Origin of the sequence: Thermosediminibacter oceani DSM 16646, from assembly GCF_000144645.1 — a bacterium.
In the GTDB taxonomy this organism is placed as follows: domain Bacteria; phylum Bacillota; class Thermosediminibacteria; order Thermosediminibacterales; family Thermosediminibacteraceae; genus Thermosediminibacter; species Thermosediminibacter oceani.
Map to the genome: position 1 here is coordinate 593,842 of NC_014377.1, position 21,444 is coordinate 615,285.

The 21,444-nt window shown below is 47.8% G+C and carries 22 protein-coding genes, 2 pseudogenes and 1 riboswitch; of the genes and pseudogenes, 22 read left to right on the forward strand and 2 right to left on the reverse strand.

From position 1 onward, the window contains the following. Positions 1-10: 10 nt before the first annotated feature. From TOCE_RS02975 to TOCE_RS03075, 20 genes and pseudogenes are all read left to right on the forward strand, one after another. Entirely contained in the window at positions 11-1,537 is a 1,527-nt protein-coding gene (locus TOCE_RS02975) for an ABC transporter ATP-binding protein (protein ID WP_013275410.1), read from the forward strand. Continuing rightward, a complete protein-coding gene (locus tag TOCE_RS02980; RefSeq protein ID WP_013275411.1) occupies positions 1,534-2,682 on the forward strand; it encodes an ABC transporter permease in 1,149 nt (382 codons plus the stop codon). Before TOCE_RS02975 ends, TOCE_RS02980 begins: the two co-directional genes overlap by 4 nt. After that, complete coding sequence (locus tag TOCE_RS02985) at positions 2,649-3,563, forward strand: ABC transporter permease (protein WP_013275412.1); 915 nt, start codon at positions 2,649-2,651, stop codon at positions 3,561-3,563. Before TOCE_RS02980 ends, TOCE_RS02985 begins: the two co-directional genes overlap by 34 nt. A 38-nt stretch (positions 3,564-3,601) precedes the next feature. Then, positions 3,602-4,321: a GntR family transcriptional regulator gene (locus tag TOCE_RS02990; RefSeq protein ID WP_013275413.1), complete on the forward strand. Its 720-nt coding sequence runs from the start codon at positions 3,602-3,604 to the stop codon at positions 4,319-4,321. 12 nt (positions 4,322-4,333) lie between these two features. Next, positions 4,334-4,720 (forward strand): cytidine deaminase, encoded by a 387-nt coding sequence (locus TOCE_RS02995; protein WP_013275414.1) that lies wholly within the window; start codon positions 4,334-4,336, stop codon positions 4,718-4,720. A gap of 24 nt (positions 4,721-4,744) precedes the next feature. Further along, on the forward strand, positions 4,745-6,073 hold the full coding sequence (locus tag TOCE_RS03000) for a pyrimidine-nucleoside phosphorylase (RefSeq protein WP_013275415.1): 1,329 nt from the start codon (positions 4,745-4,747) through the stop codon (positions 6,071-6,073). An 18-nt stretch (positions 6,074-6,091) separates the two neighbouring features. Further along, on the forward strand, positions 6,092-7,267 hold the full coding sequence (locus TOCE_RS03005; protein ID WP_013275416.1) for a phosphopentomutase: 1,176 nt from the start codon (positions 6,092-6,094) through the stop codon (positions 7,265-7,267). Positions 7,268-7,322: 55 nt separating this feature from the next. Then, positions 7,323-8,144 (forward strand): purine-nucleoside phosphorylase, encoded by an 822-nt coding sequence (locus TOCE_RS03010; RefSeq protein WP_013275417.1) that lies wholly within the window; start codon positions 7,323-7,325, stop codon positions 8,142-8,144. Positions 8,145-8,390: 246 nt separating this feature from the next. Continuing rightward, positions 8,391-8,960, forward strand: coding sequence for a hypothetical protein (locus TOCE_RS03015; RefSeq protein WP_013275418.1), 570 nt, complete (start codon positions 8,391-8,393; stop codon positions 8,958-8,960). Between the two features lie 539 nt (positions 8,961-9,499). Beyond that, positions 9,500-9,802 carry a DUF1538 family protein gene (locus TOCE_RS03025; protein WP_013275420.1) on the forward strand — a complete coding sequence of 101 codons (303 nt, stop codon included), beginning with the start codon at positions 9,500-9,502 and terminating at the stop codon, positions 9,800-9,802. A 150-nt stretch (positions 9,803-9,952) separates the two neighbouring features. Continuing rightward, positions 9,953-11,467 (forward strand): IS21 family transposase, encoded by a 1,515-nt coding sequence (gene istA, locus TOCE_RS03030; protein ID WP_083768520.1) that lies wholly within the window; start codon positions 9,953-9,955, stop codon positions 11,465-11,467. Next, on the forward strand, positions 11,461-12,192 hold the full coding sequence (gene istB / locus TOCE_RS03035; protein WP_013275115.1) for an IS21-like element helper ATPase IstB: 732 nt from the start codon (positions 11,461-11,463) through the stop codon (positions 12,190-12,192). Before istA ends, istB begins: the two co-directional genes overlap by 7 nt. 71 nt (positions 12,193-12,263) lie before the next feature. After that, a pseudogene (locus TOCE_RS03040) lies at positions 12,264-12,671 on the forward strand (DUF1538 domain-containing protein); the annotation flags it as partial. Further along, positions 12,668-13,426: a DUF1538 domain-containing protein gene (locus TOCE_RS03045; RefSeq protein ID WP_013275422.1), complete on the forward strand. Its 759-nt coding sequence runs from the start codon at positions 12,668-12,670 to the stop codon at positions 13,424-13,426. The pseudogene TOCE_RS03040 and the gene TOCE_RS03045, both read left to right, overlap by 4 nt. After that, complete coding sequence (locus TOCE_RS12395; RefSeq protein ID WP_013275423.1) at positions 13,392-13,763, forward strand: P-II family nitrogen regulator; 372 nt, start codon at positions 13,392-13,394, stop codon at positions 13,761-13,763. The genes TOCE_RS03045 and TOCE_RS12395 overlap by 35 nt, the downstream gene beginning before the upstream one ends. Further along, complete coding sequence (locus TOCE_RS12400; protein WP_013275424.1) at positions 13,747-14,085, forward strand: P-II family nitrogen regulator; 339 nt, start codon at positions 13,747-13,749, stop codon at positions 14,083-14,085. The genes TOCE_RS12395 and TOCE_RS12400 overlap by 17 nt, the downstream gene beginning before the upstream one ends. A 63-nt stretch (positions 14,086-14,148) precedes the next feature. Further along, positions 14,149-14,321, forward strand: a riboswitch (cyclic di-AMP (ydaO/yuaA leader). A gap of 73 nt (positions 14,322-14,394) precedes the next feature. Next, on the forward strand, positions 14,395-15,891 hold the full coding sequence (gene asnB, locus TOCE_RS03060; RefSeq protein WP_013275425.1) for an asparagine synthase B: 1,497 nt from the start codon (positions 14,395-14,397) through the stop codon (positions 15,889-15,891). Between the two features lie 219 nt (positions 15,892-16,110). Then, positions 16,111-16,560, forward strand: a complete 450-nt coding sequence (locus TOCE_RS03065) for a hypothetical protein (protein ID WP_013275426.1) — start codon at positions 16,111-16,113, stop codon at positions 16,558-16,560. A 422-nt stretch (positions 16,561-16,982) separates the two neighbouring features. Next, the gene (gene arsM / locus TOCE_RS03070) at positions 16,983-17,801 is read left to right on the forward strand and encodes an arsenite methyltransferase (protein ID WP_013275427.1); all 819 of its coding nucleotides are present in this window, start codon (positions 16,983-16,985) and stop codon (positions 17,799-17,801) included. A 12-nt stretch (positions 17,802-17,813) separates the two neighbouring features. Further along, entirely contained in the window at positions 17,814-18,308 is a 495-nt protein-coding gene (locus TOCE_RS03075) for an arsinothricin resistance N-acetyltransferase ArsN1 family A (RefSeq protein WP_013275428.1), read from the forward strand. A gap of 205 nt (positions 18,309-18,513) precedes the next feature. Here the strand turns inward: TOCE_RS03075 and TOCE_RS12875 are convergent. Continuing rightward, positions 18,514-18,922, reverse strand: a pseudogene (locus TOCE_RS12875) (type II toxin-antitoxin system HicB family antitoxin). A gap of 120 nt (positions 18,923-19,042) precedes the next feature. Between TOCE_RS12875 and lipB the strand changes: the two are divergent. Further along, entirely contained in the window at positions 19,043-19,723 is a 681-nt protein-coding gene (lipB, locus tag TOCE_RS03085; RefSeq protein ID WP_013275429.1) for a lipoyl(octanoyl) transferase LipB, read from the forward strand. Next, the gene (gene lipA, locus TOCE_RS03090; RefSeq protein WP_041424041.1) at positions 19,723-20,583 is read left to right on the forward strand and encodes a lipoyl synthase; all 861 of its coding nucleotides are present in this window, start codon (positions 19,723-19,725) and stop codon (positions 20,581-20,583) included. The genes lipB and lipA overlap by 1 nt, the downstream gene beginning before the upstream one ends. A 17-nt stretch (positions 20,584-20,600) precedes the next feature. Here the strand turns inward: lipA and TOCE_RS03095 are convergent, their stop codons facing one another. Next, positions 20,601-21,281 carry an epoxyqueuosine reductase gene (locus tag TOCE_RS03095; RefSeq protein WP_013275431.1) on the reverse strand — a complete coding sequence of 227 codons (681 nt, stop codon included), beginning with the start codon at positions 21,279-21,281 and terminating at the stop codon, positions 20,601-20,603. Positions 21,282-21,444: the final 163 nt, after the last annotated feature.

Here is a 21,444-nt window from a genome sequence, read left to right on the forward strand (position 1 = left end):
AGGTGTGACCTTGGATAAAGCCGTTGTCTTGAGGGGAATTACCAAACGATTTCCCGGAATAGTGGCCAATGACGGTATAAGCCTGGAAATAGAAAAGGGAGAAGTCCACGCTATTGTGGGTGAAAACGGGGCCGGTAAGAGCACTCTTATGAAGATTCTCGCCGGCATTTACCAGCCCGATGAAGGCGAGATACATATTTTCGGGAAGAAGGAGAGGATAACTTCTCCCGGCAGGGCAATTGAACTTAAAATTGGAATGGTTCACCAGCACTTCATGCTGGTCAACAGGTTTACGGTGCTGGAAAATATAATCCTGGGCGCGGAAAAGAGAGCCGGTATGGCCATCGACGAGCAGAAGTGCCGCAAGGTCATCGGTGAGCTCCTTTCCCTTTATAATTTTTCCCTGGACCCGGACGCCCGCGTAGAAGAGATATCGGTGGGCCAGGCCCAGAGGGTGGAAATACTGAAAGTGCTGTACAGAGGAGCCGAAATTCTCGTGCTGGACGAGCCCACGGCGGTACTGGCGCCCCAGGAAGTTAAGGAGCTTTTTGCCAACCTGCGGAGGTTGAAAGAAGAGGGCAAGACAATAATTTTTATCAGCCACAAGTTGGACGAAGTTCTGGAAATCGCTGACCGTATAACCGTGCTGAGGCGCGGCAGGGTGGTTGGCACCGTGTTGCCGTCACAGGTTACTAAGGAAGAATTGGCCAGGATGATGGTGGGCAAGCCCGTTTTTATGAAGCTGGAAAAAACACCGGTTCCCACCGGGGAAATACTCCTTTCTGTAAAGGACCTGGTGGTGAGGGAGAATTCCGGTAAGGCGGCGGTCAACGGTGTTTCCCTTGAAATCAGAGGCGGTGAAATTTACGGCATCGCCGGGATCGAAGGAAACGGCCAGAAGGAGCTGGCCGAAGCGATAATAGGCCTCAGAAGGGCCTCAGCGGGGCAGGTGACGATATGCGGCAGGACGGCGACCGGGCTTTCCATTAGGGAGATCAGGGATCTCGGTGTGGCCTTTATTCCTGAAGACAGGCACCGCCAGGGGCTCGTGCTGTCCATGAAAGTGTGGGAGAATATGATCCTGGGCTATCACAGGAAAAAAGAGTTTTCGAAAAAGCCATCCCTGAATCTCAAGGCTGTGCGGGAATTCACGGAAAAGAGGGCGAAGGAATATTCGGTGAGGCTCTCCTCCATCGACCAGCCGATTGAAGGGCTGTCCGGCGGTAATCAGCAGAAGGTAATACTGGGCAGGGAACTTTCCCGCGATCCCAGGGTTATAATAGCCTCCCAGCCCACCAGGGGGCTCGACGTAGGGGCTGCGGAATTCGTGCATAAAGAGCTGCTGAAAAAGAGGGAAGAAGGGAAAGCGATCCTCCTAATATCCGCCGACCTGGAGGAGGTGCTTTCGCTTTCCGACAGGGTTGGTGTTATGTACAACGGGAGGATAACGGCGGAATTCAGGCCCGAAGAAGTGACCCCCGAAGAAGTGGGAGTGTACATGCTCGGAGGCGGAGTAAAGGCGGGTGAAGGAGCATGAAGAGAAAATACCTTATAACGGTGCTGAGGGTTCTGGCACCGGTTCTGGCCATCGTACTTTCGGTCCTTATAAGTTCTATTGTGATTCTGGCCATAGGCAAGAGCCCCTTACAGGTGTTTTATACCATCTTCCAGTTCAGCTTCAGCAGGCTCGACAGCGTGGCCATCATCCTTTATAACGCGACGCCGCTTATCTTTTCCGGTCTTGCCGTTTCACTGGGATTCCGCATGGGGCTGTTCAATATAGGCGTGGAGGGCCAGTATCTCATGGGGGCGTTTTTTGCGGCCCTGGCCGGATTTAGTTTGAAGGGATTGCCGGCTGTCATTCACCTTCCCCTTGTTATACTGTGCGGCGCCCTGGGAGGAATGTTATGGTCTTTTATACCCATATATCTAAAAGTAAAAAGAGGCGTTCATGAGGTAATAAGCACCATAATGCTGAACTACATATCCTTTTCCCTCATTCATTACCTCATCGCCGACGTATTTATGGACAGATCCCAGAAGCTGTTAGAAGGCCTGGGCAGCATGCTCGCAAGGACGCCGAAACTGCCCCCGTCGGCACTGATGCCGAAACTGCACGGATTTTTAGGCCTTTTCGGCATAGAACTGCCGAGGCACGTTTACCTGAACTGGTTTTTCCCGCTGGGCCTGCTGCTGGCCGGCCTCACGTATTACCTTTTAATGTATACACCCTTCGGCTTTGAATTGAGGGCGGTAGGCCAAAACCAGGAGGCGGCTAGGACCGCGGGTATAAAACCGGAGCGGGTATATATGGTTGGATTTTTGCTGAGCGGTGCCGTGGCCGGACTGGTGGGGCTCTCGGACCTTTTGGGGTATTTCGGTTACATGGACCTGGATTTTCCAAGGAACTACGGCTTTGACGGTATAGCCGTAGCTCTGATCGGTCAGAACAACCCCTTCGGCATAATCGTTTCGGCGATGCTCTTCGGCTTCCTGAGAAGGGGCGCGGAGGGCATTCAGACACTGCTCGGTGTGCCGATGGATACAATAGTCATCCTCCAGGCCGTCATGATATTATCTATCGTAGTAATTACAAAGGTCATGAACGATTATATTAAGCGCCTGGAGAAAAAGGAGGATGTGCGCGTATGTTCCTCACAGAGCTCATCGCTTCAAGCTTGAGGATGGCCGTTCCAATACTTCTTACAGCCCTGGGAGCCGTGTTCACCGAGAGAGCGGGAGTTGTAAACATAGGCCTCGAGGGCATGATGATGGTAGGATCCTTCTGGGGAGCGCTGGGATCGTATTATTACGGGCCGTATTTCGGACTGCTCCTTGCTATGGCGGCGGGCATGTTCATGGCTCTGATTCACGCGGCCGCTACGGTTACGTTCAGAGTTGACCAGATCGTCAGCGGCGTCGCCATAAACATTCTTGCGTACGGAAGCTGCCGTTTCTTGAGCCAGGCTATTTTCAAGATGGCCACCACCAGCCCCCACGTAGCGGGCCTCCCCAAAATCGATATTCCGGTGCTCGCAGGTCTAGATTTTTTAAAGCCCGTGGTTTCGGGCCTGTCCCCGATTATAATTCTGGCGCTGCTGCTGGTTCCTCTCACGAGGTTCGTCATTAACCGTACGGTCTTCGGACTGCGGCTCCGGTCGGTGGGGGAAAATCCCCTGGCGGCGGATACACTGGGCATAAACGTATTCAGGATGAAATACGCCGGCGTGCTCCTGAGCGGCATGCTGGCGGGGCTTTCGGGTGCTTATCTTGCCCTGGAACACACCGGTATGTACGTGGAAGGCATGACCCAGGGTAAAGGCTTCATTGCACTGGCAGCCATGATTTTCGGGAACTGGGAACCCGTCGGTGCACTGTGGGCATCGCTCCTGTTCGGCTTTTCCGAAGCCCTGAGCTTCAGGGTGGTAGAAGGGAGCGCGATACCCTACCAGTTCATCAAGATGATCCCCTATGTGCTCACCCTGGCGGTGCTGGCCGGAGTGGTTAGAAAGTCCACGCCTCCCGCCGCGGACGGCGTACCGTACGAGAGAGGGATGAACTGATATATAAAGCTACATTCCGCCGAAGGAGTTGCTCGCCGATGCTTTTTCGCACGAGATACGAAATTGTCGTTCAAAGAATCAAGGAAATGGTAATGAACGGGGAACTGAAGGAGGGCGATAAACTGCCCTCCGAAATAGAATTCTCGAAAAAGCTCGGCGTGAGCCGGGCCACACTTCGGGAAGCCTTCAGGATTCTGGAGGACGAGGGGCTCATAAAGAGATACCACGGTGTGGGCACCTTTGTATCGAAAATACCGGTTATAAAAAGCGGGATGGAAGAGCTCGCAAGCATAACCAAGCTCATCGAAAATCAGGGCATGAAGCCGGGGACCAAAGACGTGGTAATAACCAGGGTTCGCCCCAGCGAGCGGGAAGCATCCATGATGGGACTTTTCCAGGACGAGGAGATTTACAGGGTCGAGAGGGTTAGGACCGCCGATGGAATCCCGGTGCTCTTTTGTATAGACCGGATACCCGCAAGATTCGTGAAAAAGGAGTTCAAGCTGGATAAAGAGTCGCTGTTCGACTACCTGCAGGACGACCTGGGCATCTACATCTCCTATGCAGTATCGGATGTAATACCGGTAAAGGCGGAAGTTGCGGGTGTGTACAAAAAGCTGAATTTAAGGTCCAAATCCGGCGTGGTGCTGCTTTTAGAGCAGCTCCACTACGATGAAAAAGATAAACCGATTTTCTATTCCTCAAATTTCTTTTCTCCCGAGAAGTTCAGATTCTATATAGTGCGCAGGAGGATTTAGGGAGGGGATCGAATGATTGACGAAAAAAGGCTGGTTGAAAAAGCCGTGGCGGCCATGAAGAACGCCTACGTCCCCTACTCCCGGTTCAGGGTGGGAGCTTGTGCGCTGGCTTCCGACGGCAGCGAATTTACCGGCTGCAATATAGAAAACGCGTCTTACGGACTCACCATCTGCGCCGAGAGGGTGGCGCTTTACAAAGCATATTCGGAGGGGAAAAGGGATATAGTCGCTCTGGCGGTAGCCGCCGAGGTCGAGGAACCGGTTTCCCCGTGCGGTGCGTGCCGGCAGGTTATTCTTGAGCTGGCGGGTAATGCCGTGGTGATTCTTTCCAACAGGGACGGTTCCCGGGTCATGCGGACGACTCCCGGGGAACTATTACCGTACGGGTTTAAACTCTGATGCAGCGAAGGGAGGCGAGTTTAGATGTTTTTCGTCCCCGAAATCATAGAGAAAAAGCGAAACGGCGGAAGGCTCTCCGGTGAGGAGATCCACTACTTAATAGACGGCTATGTGAGGGGAGAAATTCCCGACTACCAGATTTCGGCCTTCTTAATGGCCGTGTACTTCAGGGGTATGGACGAAGCGGAGACAACGGAGCTCACCATGGCAATGGCCCGGTCGGGAGAAATGGTGGACCTTTCGGCGATCGAGGGCGTGAAGGTCGACAAGCACTCCAGCGGCGGAATAGCCGACACCACCACCCTGGTGCTGCTGCCCCTTGCCGCTTCGGCGGGGGTAAAAATAGCCAAGATGTCCGGCCGGGGTCTCGGCCACACGGGCGGAACGATAGATAAGCTGGAGTCGATTCCGGGTTTTTCCACCGAACTTTCAAAAGACGAGTTTATAAAGATCGTCAACGAGGTGGGCGCGGCCATCACCGGCCAGTCAAAAGACCTGGTGCCGGCGGACAAAAAACTTTACGCGCTCAGGGACGTGACCGCCACCGTTGACTCGATTCCGCTCATCGCCGCCTCCATCATGAGCAAAAAGATAGCGGGCGGAGCCGACAGGATCGTGCTGGATGTAAAATTCGGAGGCGGCGCCTTCATGAAGAGGTATGAAGATGCCCTGGAACTTGCGAGAATAATGGTCAACATCGGCAAACTGGCCGGCAGGCGGACTGTGGCTTACGTGACCGATATGGATCAGCCGCTGGGCCTTGCCGTAGGCAATGCTATGGAAATTATCGAAGCGGCGGAGGCGTTGAAAGGAAGGGGCCATGAAGACCTGCTGAACCTTTGCCTGGAACTCGGGTGCGAGATGATGGTGCTGGCAGGTTTAGAGAAGGACAAACAAAAGGCCCGGGAAAAACTCCTCGAAAACATAAAGAGCGGTAAAGCCCTCGAAAAGTTCAAGGAAATCGTCAGGCGCCAGGGGGGTAACCCCGATGCCCTCGAAGATTATTCCCTGCTGCCCAGAGCCCGCTTCAGCCGGGAAGTTGAGGCGTGGGAGGACGGCTTCATAGAGATGATCGACGCTCTGAGGCTGGGCCTTACCGCCATGAAGCTGGGTGCCGGCAGGCAGAAAAAGGACGACCGTATAGACCATTCCGTGGGCATATGGCTCTGCGGCAAGGTCGGGGACCGGGTGGAAAAGGGCAAACCGCTGGCCATTGTACACGCCAACGATGAAGGGAAACTTTCGTGGGCGGTTGAAGAAGTCAAAGGGTCTTTCCGGATTGCGCGGGAAAAGGTGGAAAAAAGAAAGCTGATAAGGGCAAGGGTAACTGCAGAAAATATAGAAGAGTTTTGAAGAGCGAGGTAGGTAAATATGGTAGAAAGGACAATAATCGTAGTTCTCGACAGCGTCGGCATAGGGGAACTCCCCGACGCGGCCCTCTACGGCGACGAAGGCAGCAATACCCTGGCCAACACGGCAAAAGCGGTTGGAGGCCTTAACCTGCCCAACCTCCGGAAGCTGGGCCTGGGGAATATAATAAAAATCCAGGGCGTGCCGCCGGTCCCGGAGCCCGAAGCTGCGTACGGCATGGCAGCGGAAAGGTCCGCCGGGAAGGATACGACAACCGGCCACTGGGAGATAGCCGGTATAATCCTGGAAAAGCCCTTTCCGGTTTACCCGGAAGGCTTTCCGCCTGAGGTAATAGAAGAATTCGAAAGGAAGATAGGGACAAAAACGCTGGGGAACCGGCCCGCTTCCGGCACCCGGATCATAGAAGAGCTCGGAGAAGAGCACATGAGGACCGGCTACCCTATAGTTTACACGTCGGCGGATTCGGTTTTCCAGATAGCCGCCCATGAGGAGGTCATACCGCTCGAACGGCTCTACGAGATGTGCATGATTGCCCGGGAAATACTGCAGGGCGACCATGCGGTGTCAAGGGTCATAGCAAGGCCCTTTGTCGGTACTCCCGGAAACTTCGTGAGAACTTACAACCGCAAGGATTTTTCCCTGAAACCGCCGCAGGAGACCCTGCTGGACAAGGTAAAAAAAGCCGGCATGGATGTATACGCCGTAGGGAAGATATGGGACATCTTTGCCGGGCAGGGAATAACCAGGGAATACCATACCGAAGGGAATATGGACGGGGTCGACAAGGTCCTCCTTGCCATGCAGCAGATGGAACGGGGGCTCATCATGGCAAACCTGGTGGATTACGACATGCTCTACGGCCACAGGAACGACCCGGCAGGGTACGCAAGGGCACTGGAGGATTTCGACGGCCGGGTGCCGGAGATTATGGCGGAACTTAAAAGTGACGATGTGCTTATTATAACCGCGGACCACGGGTGCGATCCCACCACCCCGAGTACCGATCATTCGCGGGAGTACGTGCCGGTGCTCGTCACGGGTAAAAAGGTGAGGAAGGGTACGAATCTTGGCGTGCTTTCCACGTTTTCGGATATAGGCCAGACGGTGGCGGACCTTCTGGGGTGCGAGGAACTCCCCAACGGGAAGAGCTTTAAGTCCAAAATAATGGAGGTTTAAAGGGGAAGATAAGGTCTCACCGGCTCCAATAGAAGCTTTCCGGGAGGTGTCGAACTTGAGTTATTACGATGAACTCAAAAAAGCCGTGGAATATATAAAATCCCGCCGGGTACCGGGGCCGGAAATCGGAATAATTCTGGGCAGCGGCCTGGGGGATTTTGCCGACGGGCTGGAGGACAGGATCGGGATACCCTATGCCGAAATTCCTGGATTTCCGGTGTCAACGGTAAAGGGGCACAGGGGAAATCTGGTCTTCGGCAGGGCTGGTGGCAGAAAAGTAGCGGTGATGCAGGGCAGGTTTCACCTTTACGAGGGGTATCCCATACAGAAGGTGGTCTTCGGCACCAGAGTACTGGGACTATTGGGCATAAAGGCGCTGATAGTGACCAATGCCGCAGGTGGAATTAACGAAAACTTCAGTCCGGGAGACCTTATGGTCATAAAGGACCATATCAATATGACTGGGGAAAACCCCGCAGCGGGGGAAGAAATCCCCGAGCTGGGGCCCAGGTTTTTCGATATGACCTTCGCTTACGACGCGGAACTTAGAAAAAAAGCAAAGCAGGTTTTCGAAGAGGCCGGACTGGAATATAAGGATGGGGTGTACGCCTTCCTGAAAGGCCCGTCCTACGAGACTCCGGCGGAGATAAGGATGCTGAAAACAATCGGGGCCGATGCGGTGGGCATGTCCACGGTTCCGGAGGTGATCGCCGCCAGGCAGATGGGAATAAAGGTACTCGGGATTTCCTGCATCACCAATATGGCGGCAGGAATTCTGGATAAACCTCTGTCCCACGCCGAAGTCCTGGAAGTATCCGAGAAAGTGAAGGAGAAATTCGTGAGGGTCCTCTGCAGTATTATCGAAAAGATTGATTAACTACTAGCCGTAAACACCCCTCTGTGAAGGGGTGTTACGCATTTTTAACTGAGCTTAATCCTGGCTGAGATATTAAAAAATTTTGTTCTTGAGGGAACCTTTTGGCAATCTAAAACGAATATATTAGAGAGAGGGGAATTCAAGTTCAGGAAGGGAGATCGGTTTTTATGGTAAATGTAGATGGGCTATGGGAATACCTGCGGGTTTTGAAGATTGGAAGGAGTTCGAAATGAGGGTGATTGCTTTATGATAAAGAAAAGGACGGTTTTATCTGGTATTGCAATAGTTGCATTTGTTATCTTATTCTTTTTTATTATTCATTTTCCCTTGAAGTCGAATATAGACAACGCCTTTGATATGACAATAGAAAGCGGCGTTAAATGGATAAAATTAGAGGAAAGTAAACGCTTTAAAGTTACGCCCAAAATTATGATAAAGCCGTCAGAAAAAGTTGAATCACCATATTTGATTTTCGATCTATATATAGAAAATAAGACCGATCAACCGATTTATAATATAGTAGTAACGGCATTTTTATCCGATAAAATAAGAAAATATTTGTCAACTCCTTTTAATATTTTTGGTAATGTAAAAGACAATCCAGTTAATTTGATTCCGGGCAAAATTCCCTATGCTTTATATGTCACGAAAATTACCAATATACCAAATTACAATGCGTTTACTGAAGAACAAAAAGAAGAGATGATGGAAATATTGAAAGAACCCATAAAAGTGAAAATTTCTTATGATAGCGGGGTGGAATATTTATTAATAGATTCTTCTGAAATAATTATTGAAAACTATGTGGATAAATAATTTAACTCAGTTTTTTAAAAATAAGAACCGGCTTGTCTTAAAGAAGGTTTCATAATAAGGGTTTAATATGCTATAATTTTATAGAGGACAGTAAAATCATATGTTTAGGGAGGTTTAAATGCCGTTAAAGGTTAGAAGGTATATAGCGGCGAGTTTATTCATAATATTTTTAATATTTCAATTAATACCTGCCGACTTTTCAGACCTGAATCCCCCGGATGCTCATCCTCATAAATACCTTTTTATTTTTTCCATCGACTCTGCGTACACGTCCGTTGCTCTTACCTTCGCAGATAACCGGAAAATAGATTGTCCTTTGGTGCCGGGGGAATTTCATATCGGTTTTACAGTTCAGATGGACTCTAAACTTTCGCAAACCAACCCTTTTCTTACCGCAGCCTTTTATGATTCTCGTAAATACATTCGAAAAATCATTCCTAACTATTTCCACGGGAGCAAATATAAAGAAACCACGGTATAACGGATCTTATAATCATTCATCGCAAACGTCATGATCGTCTATTAAGGGAGGGGTCCATTTGAACGTTAAAGAAACGGTAGTAGAAGTTATTAGCGCAGTCGTCCCGATTGCCGTATTGGTGACGATATTGCAGCTTACGGTAGCCAAACTTCCGACCGAGGTTTTTGTGAATTTCATCGGCGGTGCCGTTTTGGTCATGCTGGGGCTTATCCTTTTTCTGATCGGAGCTAAGGTGGGTTTTTTGCCCGTAGGAGAAATGATAGGTTCTTCGCTGGTCACGAAGGGCAAACTGTGGCTCATATTGTTTTTCGGGTTTTTAATAGGTTTTGCCGTGACCATTGCTGAGCTGTTTATTGCATAATTAAAATGGACAGAGTTGCAAAATAAAATCCCCACTTTTGCAACTCAAAAATCCCCAAATTTGCAAAGGTCATTGCAGGCACCCCTAAAAACCTTTACCCTTGTAGTTAGGGAAATCTTAACTGCAAGGGAGGATTGGAGGATGCTCACAATGACCCATATTGATAATATCAGAAAAGCGTTCTTTATGAAAGGGCAAAATATCAGCGAGATAGCCCGGGAATTCCAAAAAGACCGAAAAACTATACGCAAGTATATTTATCAAGAAGACTGGAACACCAGGGTTAAAGTTGAAGAAGTTAAACATACCTTCCCAAAACTCGACCCTTTCAAGGCGGATATAGATCAGTGGCTTGAAGAAGATAAAAAAGCTCGCAAAAAGCAGAGGCATACCGCCAAAAGGATTTATGACAGGCTCTGTGAAAAATACCAAGATAAGTTTAACTGTTCTTACCGCACCGTAGCAGGCTACGTAGCCATGAGAAAAAAAGAATTGTACCAGGACAACTCATGTCGTCTGCCGCTGGAACATATCCCGGGTGAAGCGCAGGTGGATTTCGGTGAGGCAGACTTTTACGAAAACGGGACGCTGCATCACGGATTTTATCTGAACCTGTCGTTTCCCTACAGTAACGTAGGATATACCCAGCTTTTCAAGGGAGAAAACCAGGAATGCCTGTTTCAGGGACTTAAGGACATATTTGAACACTTGGGGGGAGTACCCCGTAAGCTATGGTTTGATAACGCCAGCACTATCGTGAAACTCTCGAAAAATGGAGAGCGCAAACTAACCGACGCCTTCCTGAGGTTCAAGCAGCACTATGGTTTTGAAGCGGTATTCTGTAACCCTGCTTCCGGCCATGAAAAGGGTAATGTGGAAAACAAGGTGGGATACCACCGGCGCAACTTCCTTGTCCCGGTCCCCAGGTTTGAAAAGCTGGAGGATTTTAACCGCGAACTTTTACGATTGTGCGACCGGGACATGCACCGCGAACACTACCGGAAGGAGGCATCCATAGCCGAACTTTTTAATGAAGACCGTAAGGCTCTGCTTGAGCTGCCTACCGTTCCTTACGAGGTAGCCGGTTACATAACAGTCAAAACCAACGCCTACGCCAAATTCAGCTTGAACGGTGGAAAGCACCTATACTCTACCGCCCCCAAATACGCCAACAGCCGGGTGCTTGTAAAGATAACAGCCCATGAGGTCATACCGCTGGATGAGAGCCACCGGGAAATCGTGCGCCACCGGCGGCTTTACGGGGACAACAAGCAAGAAAGCATGGACTGGCTGCCATATCTTACCCAGCTTTCCCGCTGTCCGGGAGCCCTTAAGTATTCGGGAATATACAGCATGCTGCCGGACCCACTCCGGGAATACCTCGACGGCTTAAGCAAAAGTGAGCGCGGCAAAGCGCTCAAGGCTTTGGCTGTGCTTTGTACCAAAAGCAGTTTTGAACAGGCTGTGAACGCTGTAGCCGAGGCTCTCCTTTACGGAGTGCAGGATTTAGACAGCCTCGTAGCCATCCATAACAGGATAACGGGTATAACCCCGCAGTTGGAGCCGGTAAAGATTCCGGAAGGGGTTCCTGAACTCACTGCATTCCGCTTCAATGCAGAAGACTATGACAAAGCCTTTCTGAAAGGCGGTGCCAATTTATGCTGAAGGACGAAATCGCCGCCTGCTGTAAAGCATTAAAACTCAGCCGCAATCTAGTGGAAAACTGCGACAAGATCGAGGCTCAAAGCCATGAAGAATACCTGCTGAAGCTGCTAAGATTAGAACTGGAGCACAGAGACGCAAGCCGAAAGGACAGGCTTTTGAAAAATGCGGGCTTTTACACGATAAAGACCTTTGCCGGCTACATATTCGATGAAATCAAACTCCCGCAGGGGCTTACACCGCAGGACCTAAAAGATTGCAAATTTCTCGAAGAAAAGAAAAACCTGATCCTTTACGGCAACGTGGGAACCGGCAAAACCCATCTTGCCACCGCCATCGGTGTGGAGGCCTGTAAAAAAGGCTACAACGTAAAGTTTTTCCGCACTGCAGCGCTGGTAAACCGGCTGGTGGAAGCCCGGAAGGGAGGTGAACTTTCCGGGTTACTGAAACAGCTTTCCAAACCAGATCTTCTGATCTGCGACGAATGGGGCTATGTTCCTTTGGACCGCGAAGGAGCGCAGCTACTTTTTCAGGTGATTTCGGACTGCTATGAACGTCGCAGTGTAGTAATTACCACTAACCTGGAATTCAGCCGCTGGGCGAGCATTTTCTACGATGAGCAGATGACAGCAGCAATGATTGACCGGCTAATACACCACAGTTACCTATTGATCTTTGATGGTCAAAGCTACCGGATGAGGCAATCACTCATGAGGCAATTAAGTTAACATAAAAATTCCCCACCGGTGCCTGGGGAAAAACCTTTGCAAAAATGGGGAATTTCCTCTTGCAAAAAACAGCTGAGCCCGATGTTCAGGTATTGGCAGCACAGGTTGATGCGGTCTCGGACGGAGCCATAAATAAGTTCATCATCGTAACGGCGGTGGCGTGTGGAGTGGGCATTTTCGTCTCTTTAGCCCTGCTTCGCATATTCTTAAGAATCCCAATCAATTATTTGCTGGTTATCGGATACGCTTTAGTATTTTTGCTGGCGCTGGTTACTGCACCGGAATTCGTAGCCGTATCCTTCGATGCCGGAGGAGTAACCACAGGTCCCATGACGGTGCCGTTTATACTCGCCCTCGGGGTGGGTGTGGCTTCGGTCACCGGGAAAAGGACATCGTCCAGCGATAGCTTTGGATTGATCGCCTTGGCATCCATAGGGCCGATTTTGGCAGTTTTATTATTGGGGGTGTTTTACAAATGATAAGCGCACTGTTTGAAGGTTTTTCCGCTGTATTGAGGGATGTTGCCGTCGCATTGACCCCCCTCGTCGTCGTGTTTGTCTTTTTTCAAATTTTTTTGTTAAAACTGCCGAAACGGCATTTAATAAAAATAGTCAAAGGGATCATACTGACGTTTGCGGGGCTTGCTCTATTCCTGCAGGGAGTGCACGTTGGTTTCTTACCCGTAGGCGAATTGATGGGTATGACTATAGGCTCGTTAGATTATAACTGGATTTTAATCCCTATTGGGTTTCTGATGGGATTCGCAGTTATTATGGCCGAGCCTGCAGTACAGGTTCTAGCCATAGAAGTTGAAAAAGCTTCCAGCGGGCATATTAATAAAAAAATAATGATTTATACCTTATGTATTGGCGTAGCATTTTCCGTTGCGCTGTCGATGATTAGAGTCCTTACAGGAATTTCACTCTGGTATTTTATCGTACCGGGATATATAATAGCATTGTTGATGACAAAATATGTCTCTTCCGAGTTTGTAGCTATCGCCTTTGATGCGGGAGGCGCGGCAACGGGGCCGATGACGGTCACGTTTATATTGTCGATGACCGTTGGAGTGGCAAAGCAGCTCGAAGGCAGAAATCCTCTGATGGATGGGTTCGGAATGGTTTCCCTTGTGGCTTTGACACCGATACTTTCAATTCTTATCCTTGGGGTTTTATACAGCAGGAAGGAGAAGCTCGGTGATGAAAGGCGGACTTACAGTGGACGAGAGTTTTAAACTCATCGTAACAATTGTAAATAAGGGTAAAGCAAGCAAGGTGGTTGGAGCCAGCAAAAGGGCTGGAGCTGAAGGTGGGACGATCCTTTTTGGAAGGGGGACCGCCAAAAGGTCTTTTCTTGATTTTCTGGGGATAAATTTTGCGCCGGAAAAGGAAATCATACTTACCCTTGTCAAAGAGGATAAGGTGAAAGATGTCCTGCAAGCGATTACGGATGAGGTAAAGCTGAATAAGCCTGGAAACGGGATAGGCTTTGTTATAAATATTAAAGAACTCCTAGGGGTTATTCATTTGTTGAAAAATGCAGGAGGGAATTTAAATGATAGAGGATTGTAATATTAAATTTGACCTAATTGTAACGATTGTAAATAAAGGCTTTGCGGAAGAAGTGGTTGAAGCCGCAAAAAAGGCCGGAGCCGAGGGCGGTACAATCATAGACGGGCGTGGAACGGGAATACATGAAAATGCAAAGCTGTTCGGCATACCGATCGAGCCGGAAAAAGAAATAGTTTTAACCTTGATTGACAGGACAAAAACGGAAAAGGTTTTGGAAGCTATTTCAAACGCTGCAGAGCTTGACAAGCCGGGCAAGGGTATAGCATTTGTTCTGGAAGTCGAAAAAACAGTAGGAATATACCATCTGATAAATAAAGGTTAGAACGTTATTTGACATTAGATTCTTTTGCTGTTATAATATAAGGCAAATTAAATAAAGTTGCTATAATCTAAATCGCTGAGTTCTTTCTATGGCCTAGCCATAGAAAGAAGCGGGGGACCCAACTTTATGGGGTGAATCTCCTTCTTAAGAGGGGCAAAACCCGTATTAAGAAGGGGTAGGGTTACCTCTTCAACCCGAACCCGTCAGCTAACCTCGTAAGCGTACCGAGAGGAGATTTATAGCTTAAATACTATTGCTAAAAAGCTATGAGTCTTCATAGCTTTTTATTTTTCTTCCGGAGGTGGTGTCATGTACAGGATAGCCGGGTGTCTGGGTGGTTGCGATACCGAAAAAGTGGACAATATGCTGGAAGGAATGTTAAAAGAGGGTTCTAATCAAAAAAAGTTATATACATCGAATAATGTTACTTTGGGCTGCAATAAATCAGCAATGAAAGATTTAGGCGACTTTAATCAACCCTTGTTCAACGAAGATCATACTATAGCCTTAGTTTTTGACGGAGAAATATATAATTACGATGAACTGAAAGCGTGGCTTTTGAGCAGAGGCCATGAATTTAAAACGGATTACGACGGTGAAGTATTGATCCATCTTTATGAAGAATTGGGCTCCGATATGGTGTCCAAACTTGATGGTGTATTTGCTTTTGCGATATCGGGTCCGGAGGGTTTTTTTGCAGCCAGAGATGTGTTGGGAGCTAGGCCCTTGTATTACAGTGAAGACAAGAGTGGAAAAATGTATTTTGCTTCTGAAATAAAAGCCTTATTGAATATAGCTGAAAATATAAGGGAATTTCCGAATGGTTATTATTATACCGATAAAGAGGGCTTTTTTCAGTATGATAGGATTTGTGCCGCAGAAGTAAAAGAATCGAATTTAGAAAAACTGGTGGATGATTTAGACAGGAGATTAAATGAAGCCGTGAAGAAAAGGCTGATGTCGGACAAACCCGTAGGTGTGTTTCTAAGCGGCGGCCTTGATTCCAGCCTTATCGCTGCAATTACAAGACAATACGTCAAAGGAGAGCTTCACTCTTTTGCGGTGGGCGTAAAAGGTTCCGATGATCTATATTATTCGCAAATGGTTTCCGATTTCTTGGGTACAACTCACCATGTTGAAGAATATAGTAAAGAAGATGTCATAGATATTTTGCCGGACGTGATCTACCATTTAGAGTCCTTTGATCCCGCCCTGGTAAGGGGCTCGGTGGCGACGTATTTTGCCGCCCGCCTTGCCAGCCGGTACGTGCAGGTAGTTTTAATCGGCGAGGGCGCCGATGAACTTTTTGGCGGATACGAATATCTAAAGGCGCCTTCAGTTACTAATTTAACGGAGGAACTCCTTACTTTGATAAACAGCCTGCATAATACGGGGTTTCAAAGAGTAGAACGCATCACCGCAGCCCACTCGATTAAAGCAAGGGCGCCGTTCCTCGACAGGGAAGTTATAAATTACGCTTTTTCTCTAGATGAAAAGTATAAGATATATGGAGAAGAAAAGATTGAAAAGTGGATTGTGCGCAAAGTTGCTGAAAGGTACCTGCCTAAAGAGATAGCATGGAGAAAGAAGGCCAAATTTGCACACGGAACGGGAACCAGCGGAATATTATCCGAATGGGTAAAAAACGATGAAGTCGTGAAAGAGGCGATAGATACTGATTTAGCCAAAATACCCAGCCGGGAAGAAAGGGTTTACTTCAGCATCTTTAAAAAGCATTTCCCTAATTTGAAAAACTTGGAGTTAATAGGAAGGACAAGAAGTATAGTTCCTAAAGAAATAGTCTAGGTAAATGGAGTGGGAGCAGGCATGCTCCCACTTAGTGTTTGTTGGAGTATATCATAAACAGAGGTCCGATTCTTGGGTAAATTACATAGCTATATTTATAGATACCGCAGACCTTTAATCATGTTATAATAATTAAGGAAATTTAAACAATAAAGCCATTACGGCCTTTATCATTAGCTAAATTTTCTTTTAGCGCTTTAAAAAAAAGGGTGATTCGCCTTGGAACGTTTTGCGGAGAGATTTTTACCTTTTTTAGCTCTCCTATATTTAGCAATCCTACTCTTGGTTCTAATTATCGGAAGGTCGTATTTTAATGTGTTAGTAACTCCGGAACATGAATATGAGAGATTCTCCTTTCTGCTGAACCTTGAGTATAAAGATTTTCTCTTAATGGCTGGCGGAATCCTGGCAGTAATTACTATCTTATTAGGTTTTTTTATCTCAGAATTTAATGTCCTTTGTGGTGTTGTAATGCTCGTGGTTTTGTTTATGATTAATTTTCTGGTTCTTTACTTTTTGCCGGTTTATTACTTTCCCGGAGGGGATATGCATGCAGTAGGGATAGCGGTACTTCTTTATTGGCCGTTGTATTTGGTTGGAGAAGGTATTATAATTATCAAAAGCTTAGTTAAAAGCTTAGTTGTATGGTATTACAAAAGTCGCTCATAGGAGTCTTTGCTGCGTCGTCACGCTTATAGTTACGAAGATCGAACCTCTCGAAAGGAATTGAGAAACATGCGGGTGTATGACGGATGGTGCTCAAGTTTCCAGAAATCGGGCAGTTGTACAGGTTAAAGTGCTGCCGGCCGGCGATGATCGCTATCATATCGAGCAGCTGACACTCGAGAAGGTGGATGGGCGCTGGCTGGTGAGTTCGATCGGGCGGGATCGTTAGTGCATCCGATGCAGTAGAAAAAGGGTTAGCTTACAACGCTTATATATGGTTATTAAAAAATGCTGAGCCTTCCTGGGTGTCTACCTATATTATTTTTTTTAATAGATAGTTGCAATATACAATTATTTTATTATACAATAATAATGTAAAGTCAAGGGGATAGGGTGTTAAAATTTCAAAGAAAGGGGTTTAGAAAATGGAATTTAATGTAAAGGAGAAGGTGAAGGAATATTATAGTAATATAGCTAAAAAAGCGGAGAAGGGTTCGAAGTCTAGCTGTTGTTCCTGCGGTTCATCTTGCTGCGGAGATGTAGATGATATTACCTTTTATAATGAAGAGGATTTAAAAGGATTACCCGAAGAAGCGGTTAATCTTTCATTGGGGTGTGCAAATCCCATAGTTTTAGCCGATCTAAAGGAAGGCGAGACGGTTCTTGACTTAGGTAGCGGAGGAGGAATAGACGTCCTAATTGCCTCAAAATATGTTGGCGATACCGGAAAAGTATACGGGCTCGATATGACCGATGAAATGTTAGCTCTTGCAAATAAGAACAAGGAGAAGATGGGAGTAACCAACGTAGAATTTATAAAGGGATATATAGAAGATATTCCCTTGGGTGACGAAACGGTAGATGTTATAATATCCAACTGCGTTATCAACCTCTGCGAAGATAAGGAAAAGGCATTGAAGGAGGCCTACAGGGTATTAAAGAAAGGCGGAAGGCTGGCTATAGCTGACATCGTCGCTTTGAAGGATGTTCCCGAAGATATAAAAAAGCAGGTGGAACTTTGGGCCGGATGCATAGCCGGAACAATTAAAATTGAAGAGTATAGAGAAATACTGCAAAAGGTAGGATTTAAGAATATAGAGATTGATCCCGTCCATATATATACAAAGGATATAATCAAAGAATTATTGATTGATAAAAAAGGAATTATGGAATTAGTGAAGGAAATAGATTTGAATTCAGTGGACGGTGCTTTCGCCGGTGCCTATATAAAGGCCTTCAAATAGGAGGAATGACCAGTGGAATATGGGGTAAGGGAAGCCACTCTGGAGGACATCCCGTCAATAACAAAAATATATAATCAGGGGATAGAAGATAGGATTGCAACCCTGGAGACAAGGCCAAGGACCGAAGACGAAATGAGAAAATGGCTTCTGGAAAGAGGCGAAAGATATAAGGTTCTGGTAATAGAAGATGATGCTGGTAAAGTTCACGGATGGGCTTCATTGAACGTATTTAATGCCAGATGCTGCTACAGCGGTGTGTCGGATATATCCATTTATATAGAAAGAGAGATGAGAGGAAAAGGACTGGGGAAGGTTCTTCTAGGTTCGCTTATAGAAACGGCGAGAAAGCAGGGGTTTCATAAGATGGTATTAAGCGTGTTTAAGGAAAATAGAATAGCCAAGGGTTTGTACAGGTCTTTAGGTTTCAGGGAAGTCGGAACTTATGAAAAGCACGGTCTTTTAGACGGGAAATGGGTTGATATAACTATAATGGAAAGGCTTTTATAAAAATTTTTAAAAGCTGCTGTGTCAAAAAGGTTAAAAGTTATAGATACCGCATACCTTCAACTTATGTTATAATAATTAAGGAAATTGAAAAAGTAAGGCCATACGACCTTTAAAGAATGTCTAGTATTATAATTGTTAAAAGATTAGTTGCATGGTATTACAGGGAATCAAGCTGAAGGACGTGCGGTGTAAATAAATAAGGCCATTACGGCCTATCATGAATACCTAGATGTTCTTTTAGAGCTGCTTGAAGTAATTGGGAAAAGTTGACTTTCTTTTCTTCAGCCAATCTGTTTAGCCATTGTGGGATAGTTAAGGTCTTTTTTACCGACTGATTTTCGATGGCTTCTCTGTAAACAGGCATATAAACTTCGATCAGCATTATGGCTTGATTTTCTTTAACATAAATTTTATCTACACGAAGGTTCGGGTATAGGATCTCCGTCTTTTTCCATGCCCCAAAGGTGTAAAGCCATTGCTTCCTTAGCATTTTTAATAGCTTCTTCTGTTGTTTTAGCGCACGGTAAGCAGCCGGGCAGGTCGGGGAACTCGATGGAAATTCCGTCTTCCGCATAAGTAAAGATAGCGGGATAAACATAAACGTCTTTTTTCACTATATCACCCCATTCTAAGAAGTAAAGCGGGGGTTTGATTTCATCTTATTACTTCCCCTTTGTAATTATATCATAGCGCGTATTGAAATACGTGACAATGATGGAAGGATGAAACTAGGTATGAAAGCCTTATTGCTAAAACAGGGCCTTGTGCCGTATCTAAAAGGCAAGGAGCTTCAGCTCAAAGCCGTCAAGGCCGTAAAGTCAGGGCTTGCCGACATGATCCTGATAACCCTTCAGCACCCGCCGGTTTACACCATAGGCAGGGCCGGCGGTTACGAAAACCTGCTGGTGCCGCTGGAGGAGCTTAAGAAGGTCGCTGAAGTGCACGAAGTGGAGCGGGGCGGCAATATCACCTTTCACGGGCCGGGCCAGATCGTGGCCTATCCGGTGGTGAACCTGAACAGGTGGGAGAGGGATGTCCACCTTTTTGTGGACAGGCTGGAAGAGGCCGTGATAAGGCTGCTGGCCGATTACGGCGTAATGGCAGGCAGGAAGCCGGAGTACACCGGCGTCTGGGTGGGTGACGAGAAGATATGCGCGATAGGCATCGCCGTTAGACGCTGGGTAACCTGGCACGGCATCGCCTTCAACGTTAACACCGACCTTACGTATTTCGGCAGGATATTCCCATGCGGAATAAGGGAATTCGGCGTCACCTCCCTTGAGAAACTGGGGATTAAAGAAGACCCGGAGAGGGTGAGGGAGAGACTCATAGGAAAATTCGAGGAAGTGTTCGGCGTCAGGTTTGAAGAAATCGACGAGAACAGGCTTGAATCGATGGCGGGAGGATCGGCATGATGAACAAACCCGAATGGCTGAAGGTCAAGATAAACCCGGTGGAATTGAAGCACATGGAGGAATTTTTAAAAAGGGTGAAACTGAACACCGTATGCCAGAGCGCCCACTGTCCCAATATTGGAGAGTGCTTTTCCCGCAAAACCGCCACTTTCATGATAATGGGGAATATCTGCACGAGAAACTGCAGGTTCTGCGCGGTTGAAAAGGGGCATCCGGCGCCCCTGGATGAGGATGAACCCAGAAGGGTGGCCGAAGCCGCCAGGGCACTGAACTTAAGACATGCGGTGATAACCTGCGTGACCAGGGACGACCTACCCGACGGCGGCGCATCGCATTTCGCCAGGACCGTGAGGGAGCTTAAGAAAATCCCCGGCCTCACCGTGGAAGTGCTGGTATCGGACTTCCGGGGCGATGAGGAAGCCATAAGGGTTGTAGTTGAATCCAGGCCCGACGTTATAAACCACAACCTGGAGACCGTTCCGAGGCTTTACCCGGCGGTAAGGCCGATGGCCGATTACGACAGGTCTCTTTCCCTTTTGAAAAAGATAAAGGAACTCGACCCGGCCATCTACACCAAATCGGGGATCATGGTGGGCCTGGGTGAGAGCGAAGAAGAGGTGGTCGACCTCATGAAAGACCTGGTCGGGGTCGGCTGCGATATGATGACGATAGGCCAGTACCTCAGGCCTTCCTCGAGCCACATAGAGGTGGTGGAATACGTTACCCCACAGCAGTTCGAGAGGTACCGAAAGATCGGCTACGATCTAGGATTCAAATACGTGGCATCGGGCCCGCTGGTCCGCAGCTCTTACAATGCGGTAGAGGGGATGGATACGGTAAACGAATCGGGCTTCCGTTAAAAGCGGAAGCCCGATTATTATCGCTTATGAATCCTTCCCCTGGGGCATCGGGAGGCACATATGCCGCAAACCTTGCCCGGGCTTATGTGGCCGAATTTTTCCTTCATACAAGCACTGCACGCCTCATGGTCGAAGAGCCTCGACCTTTCTATGCCCGGGAACCAGTTCTCGCCTTTAATGGCCCCGGCCGGGCAACTTTTTACGCATACCATACAGCTGCCGCACCCGCTCTCTTCAACGGGCGTTCCTTCGGGAAGAGGCATATCGGTGAGGATCGTCGCAAGCCTCACCCTGGGTCCAAACTTTTTGGTTACGAGTAGGGCGCTCTTTCCTATCCATCCCAATCCGGCCCTGGTGGCCGCCGTCTTGTGCTGGAAAAATCCTATCGACTCCTTACTGTCTATGATCTGAGACGCCGGGACCGGCATAGCCCTGTACCCCCATTCCTGGATGAGCGATGAAGCCCGCAGGGCTATGTGGTCGAGCAGGGCGTTTGCGGTCTGGTAGTGGTGAAAATAGGCGAGGGTGGGACCGTCGGAAATATCGTCCATTATCTGGTCCGACAGGTGGAAAACAACGGTGACGGCCCATTTCAGGTGTTTGTGGCTTTCGGGCAGAAAGTCTTCCACTCTGGAAAAACCCACGTCGGAACCGCCCCATTCGATTATTTTATTTTTTAATTCTTCCCATCTCTCCATTTGATGACCCCCAGATAAGCAAATTGATGTGTAGGATTTCCTCCTGGAGTTAATTATTTCACATTTTTGTCCGGTGGTCAAACTTTGTTACCCCGTGAGGTGGCATGATCCAGCCTGTACACTTTTTATCGTGTACGGCTGGATTTTTTTGTTTCCTGGGAAG

Bases quoted from the DNA above. Each gene is read 5' to 3' on its own strand.
- TOCE_RS02980 (WP_013275411.1), top strand. From the start codon at position 1,534: ATGAAGAGAAAATACCTTATAACGGTGCTGAGGGTTCTGGCACCGGTT.
- TOCE_RS02985 (WP_013275412.1), top strand. From the start codon at position 2,649: ATGTTCCTCACAGAGCTCATCGCTTCAAGCTTGAGGATGGCCGTTCCA.
- TOCE_RS02990 (WP_013275413.1), top strand. From the start codon at position 3,602: ATGCTTTTTCGCACGAGATACGAAATTGTCGTTCAAAGAATCAAGGAA.
- TOCE_RS02995 (WP_013275414.1), top strand. From the start codon at position 4,334: ATGATTGACGAAAAAAGGCTGGTTGAAAAAGCCGTGGCGGCCATGAAG.
- TOCE_RS03000 (WP_013275415.1), top strand. From the start codon at position 4,745: ATGTTTTTCGTCCCCGAAATCATAGAGAAAAAGCGAAACGGCGGAAGG.
- TOCE_RS03005 (WP_013275416.1), top strand. From the start codon at position 6,092: ATGGTAGAAAGGACAATAATCGTAGTTCTCGACAGCGTCGGCATAGGG.
- TOCE_RS03015 (WP_013275418.1), top strand. From the start codon at position 8,391: ATGATAAAGAAAAGGACGGTTTTATCTGGTATTGCAATAGTTGCATTT.
- istA (WP_083768520.1), top strand. From the start codon at position 9,953: ATGACCCATATTGATAATATCAGAAAAGCGTTCTTTATGAAAGGGCAA.
- istB (WP_013275115.1), top strand. From the start codon at position 11,461: ATGCTGAAGGACGAAATCGCCGCCTGCTGTAAAGCATTAAAACTCAGC.
- TOCE_RS03045 (WP_013275422.1), top strand. From the start codon at position 12,668: ATGATAAGCGCACTGTTTGAAGGTTTTTCCGCTGTATTGAGGGATGTT.
- TOCE_RS12395 (WP_013275423.1), top strand. From the start codon at position 13,392: ATGAAAGGCGGACTTACAGTGGACGAGAGTTTTAAACTCATCGTAACA.
- TOCE_RS12400 (WP_013275424.1), top strand. From the start codon at position 13,747: ATGATAGAGGATTGTAATATTAAATTTGACCTAATTGTAACGATTGTA.
- asnB (WP_013275425.1), top strand. From the start codon at position 14,395: ATGTACAGGATAGCCGGGTGTCTGGGTGGTTGCGATACCGAAAAAGTG.
- arsM (WP_013275427.1), top strand. From the start codon at position 16,983: ATGGAATTTAATGTAAAGGAGAAGGTGAAGGAATATTATAGTAATATA.
- lipB (WP_013275429.1), top strand. From the start codon at position 19,043: ATGAAAGCCTTATTGCTAAAACAGGGCCTTGTGCCGTATCTAAAAGGC.
- lipA (WP_041424041.1), top strand. From the start codon at position 19,723: ATGAACAAACCCGAATGGCTGAAGGTCAAGATAAACCCGGTGGAATTG.
- TOCE_RS03095 (WP_013275431.1), bottom strand. From the start codon at position 21,281: ATGGAGAGATGGGAAGAATTAAAAAATAAAATAATCGAATGGGGCGGT.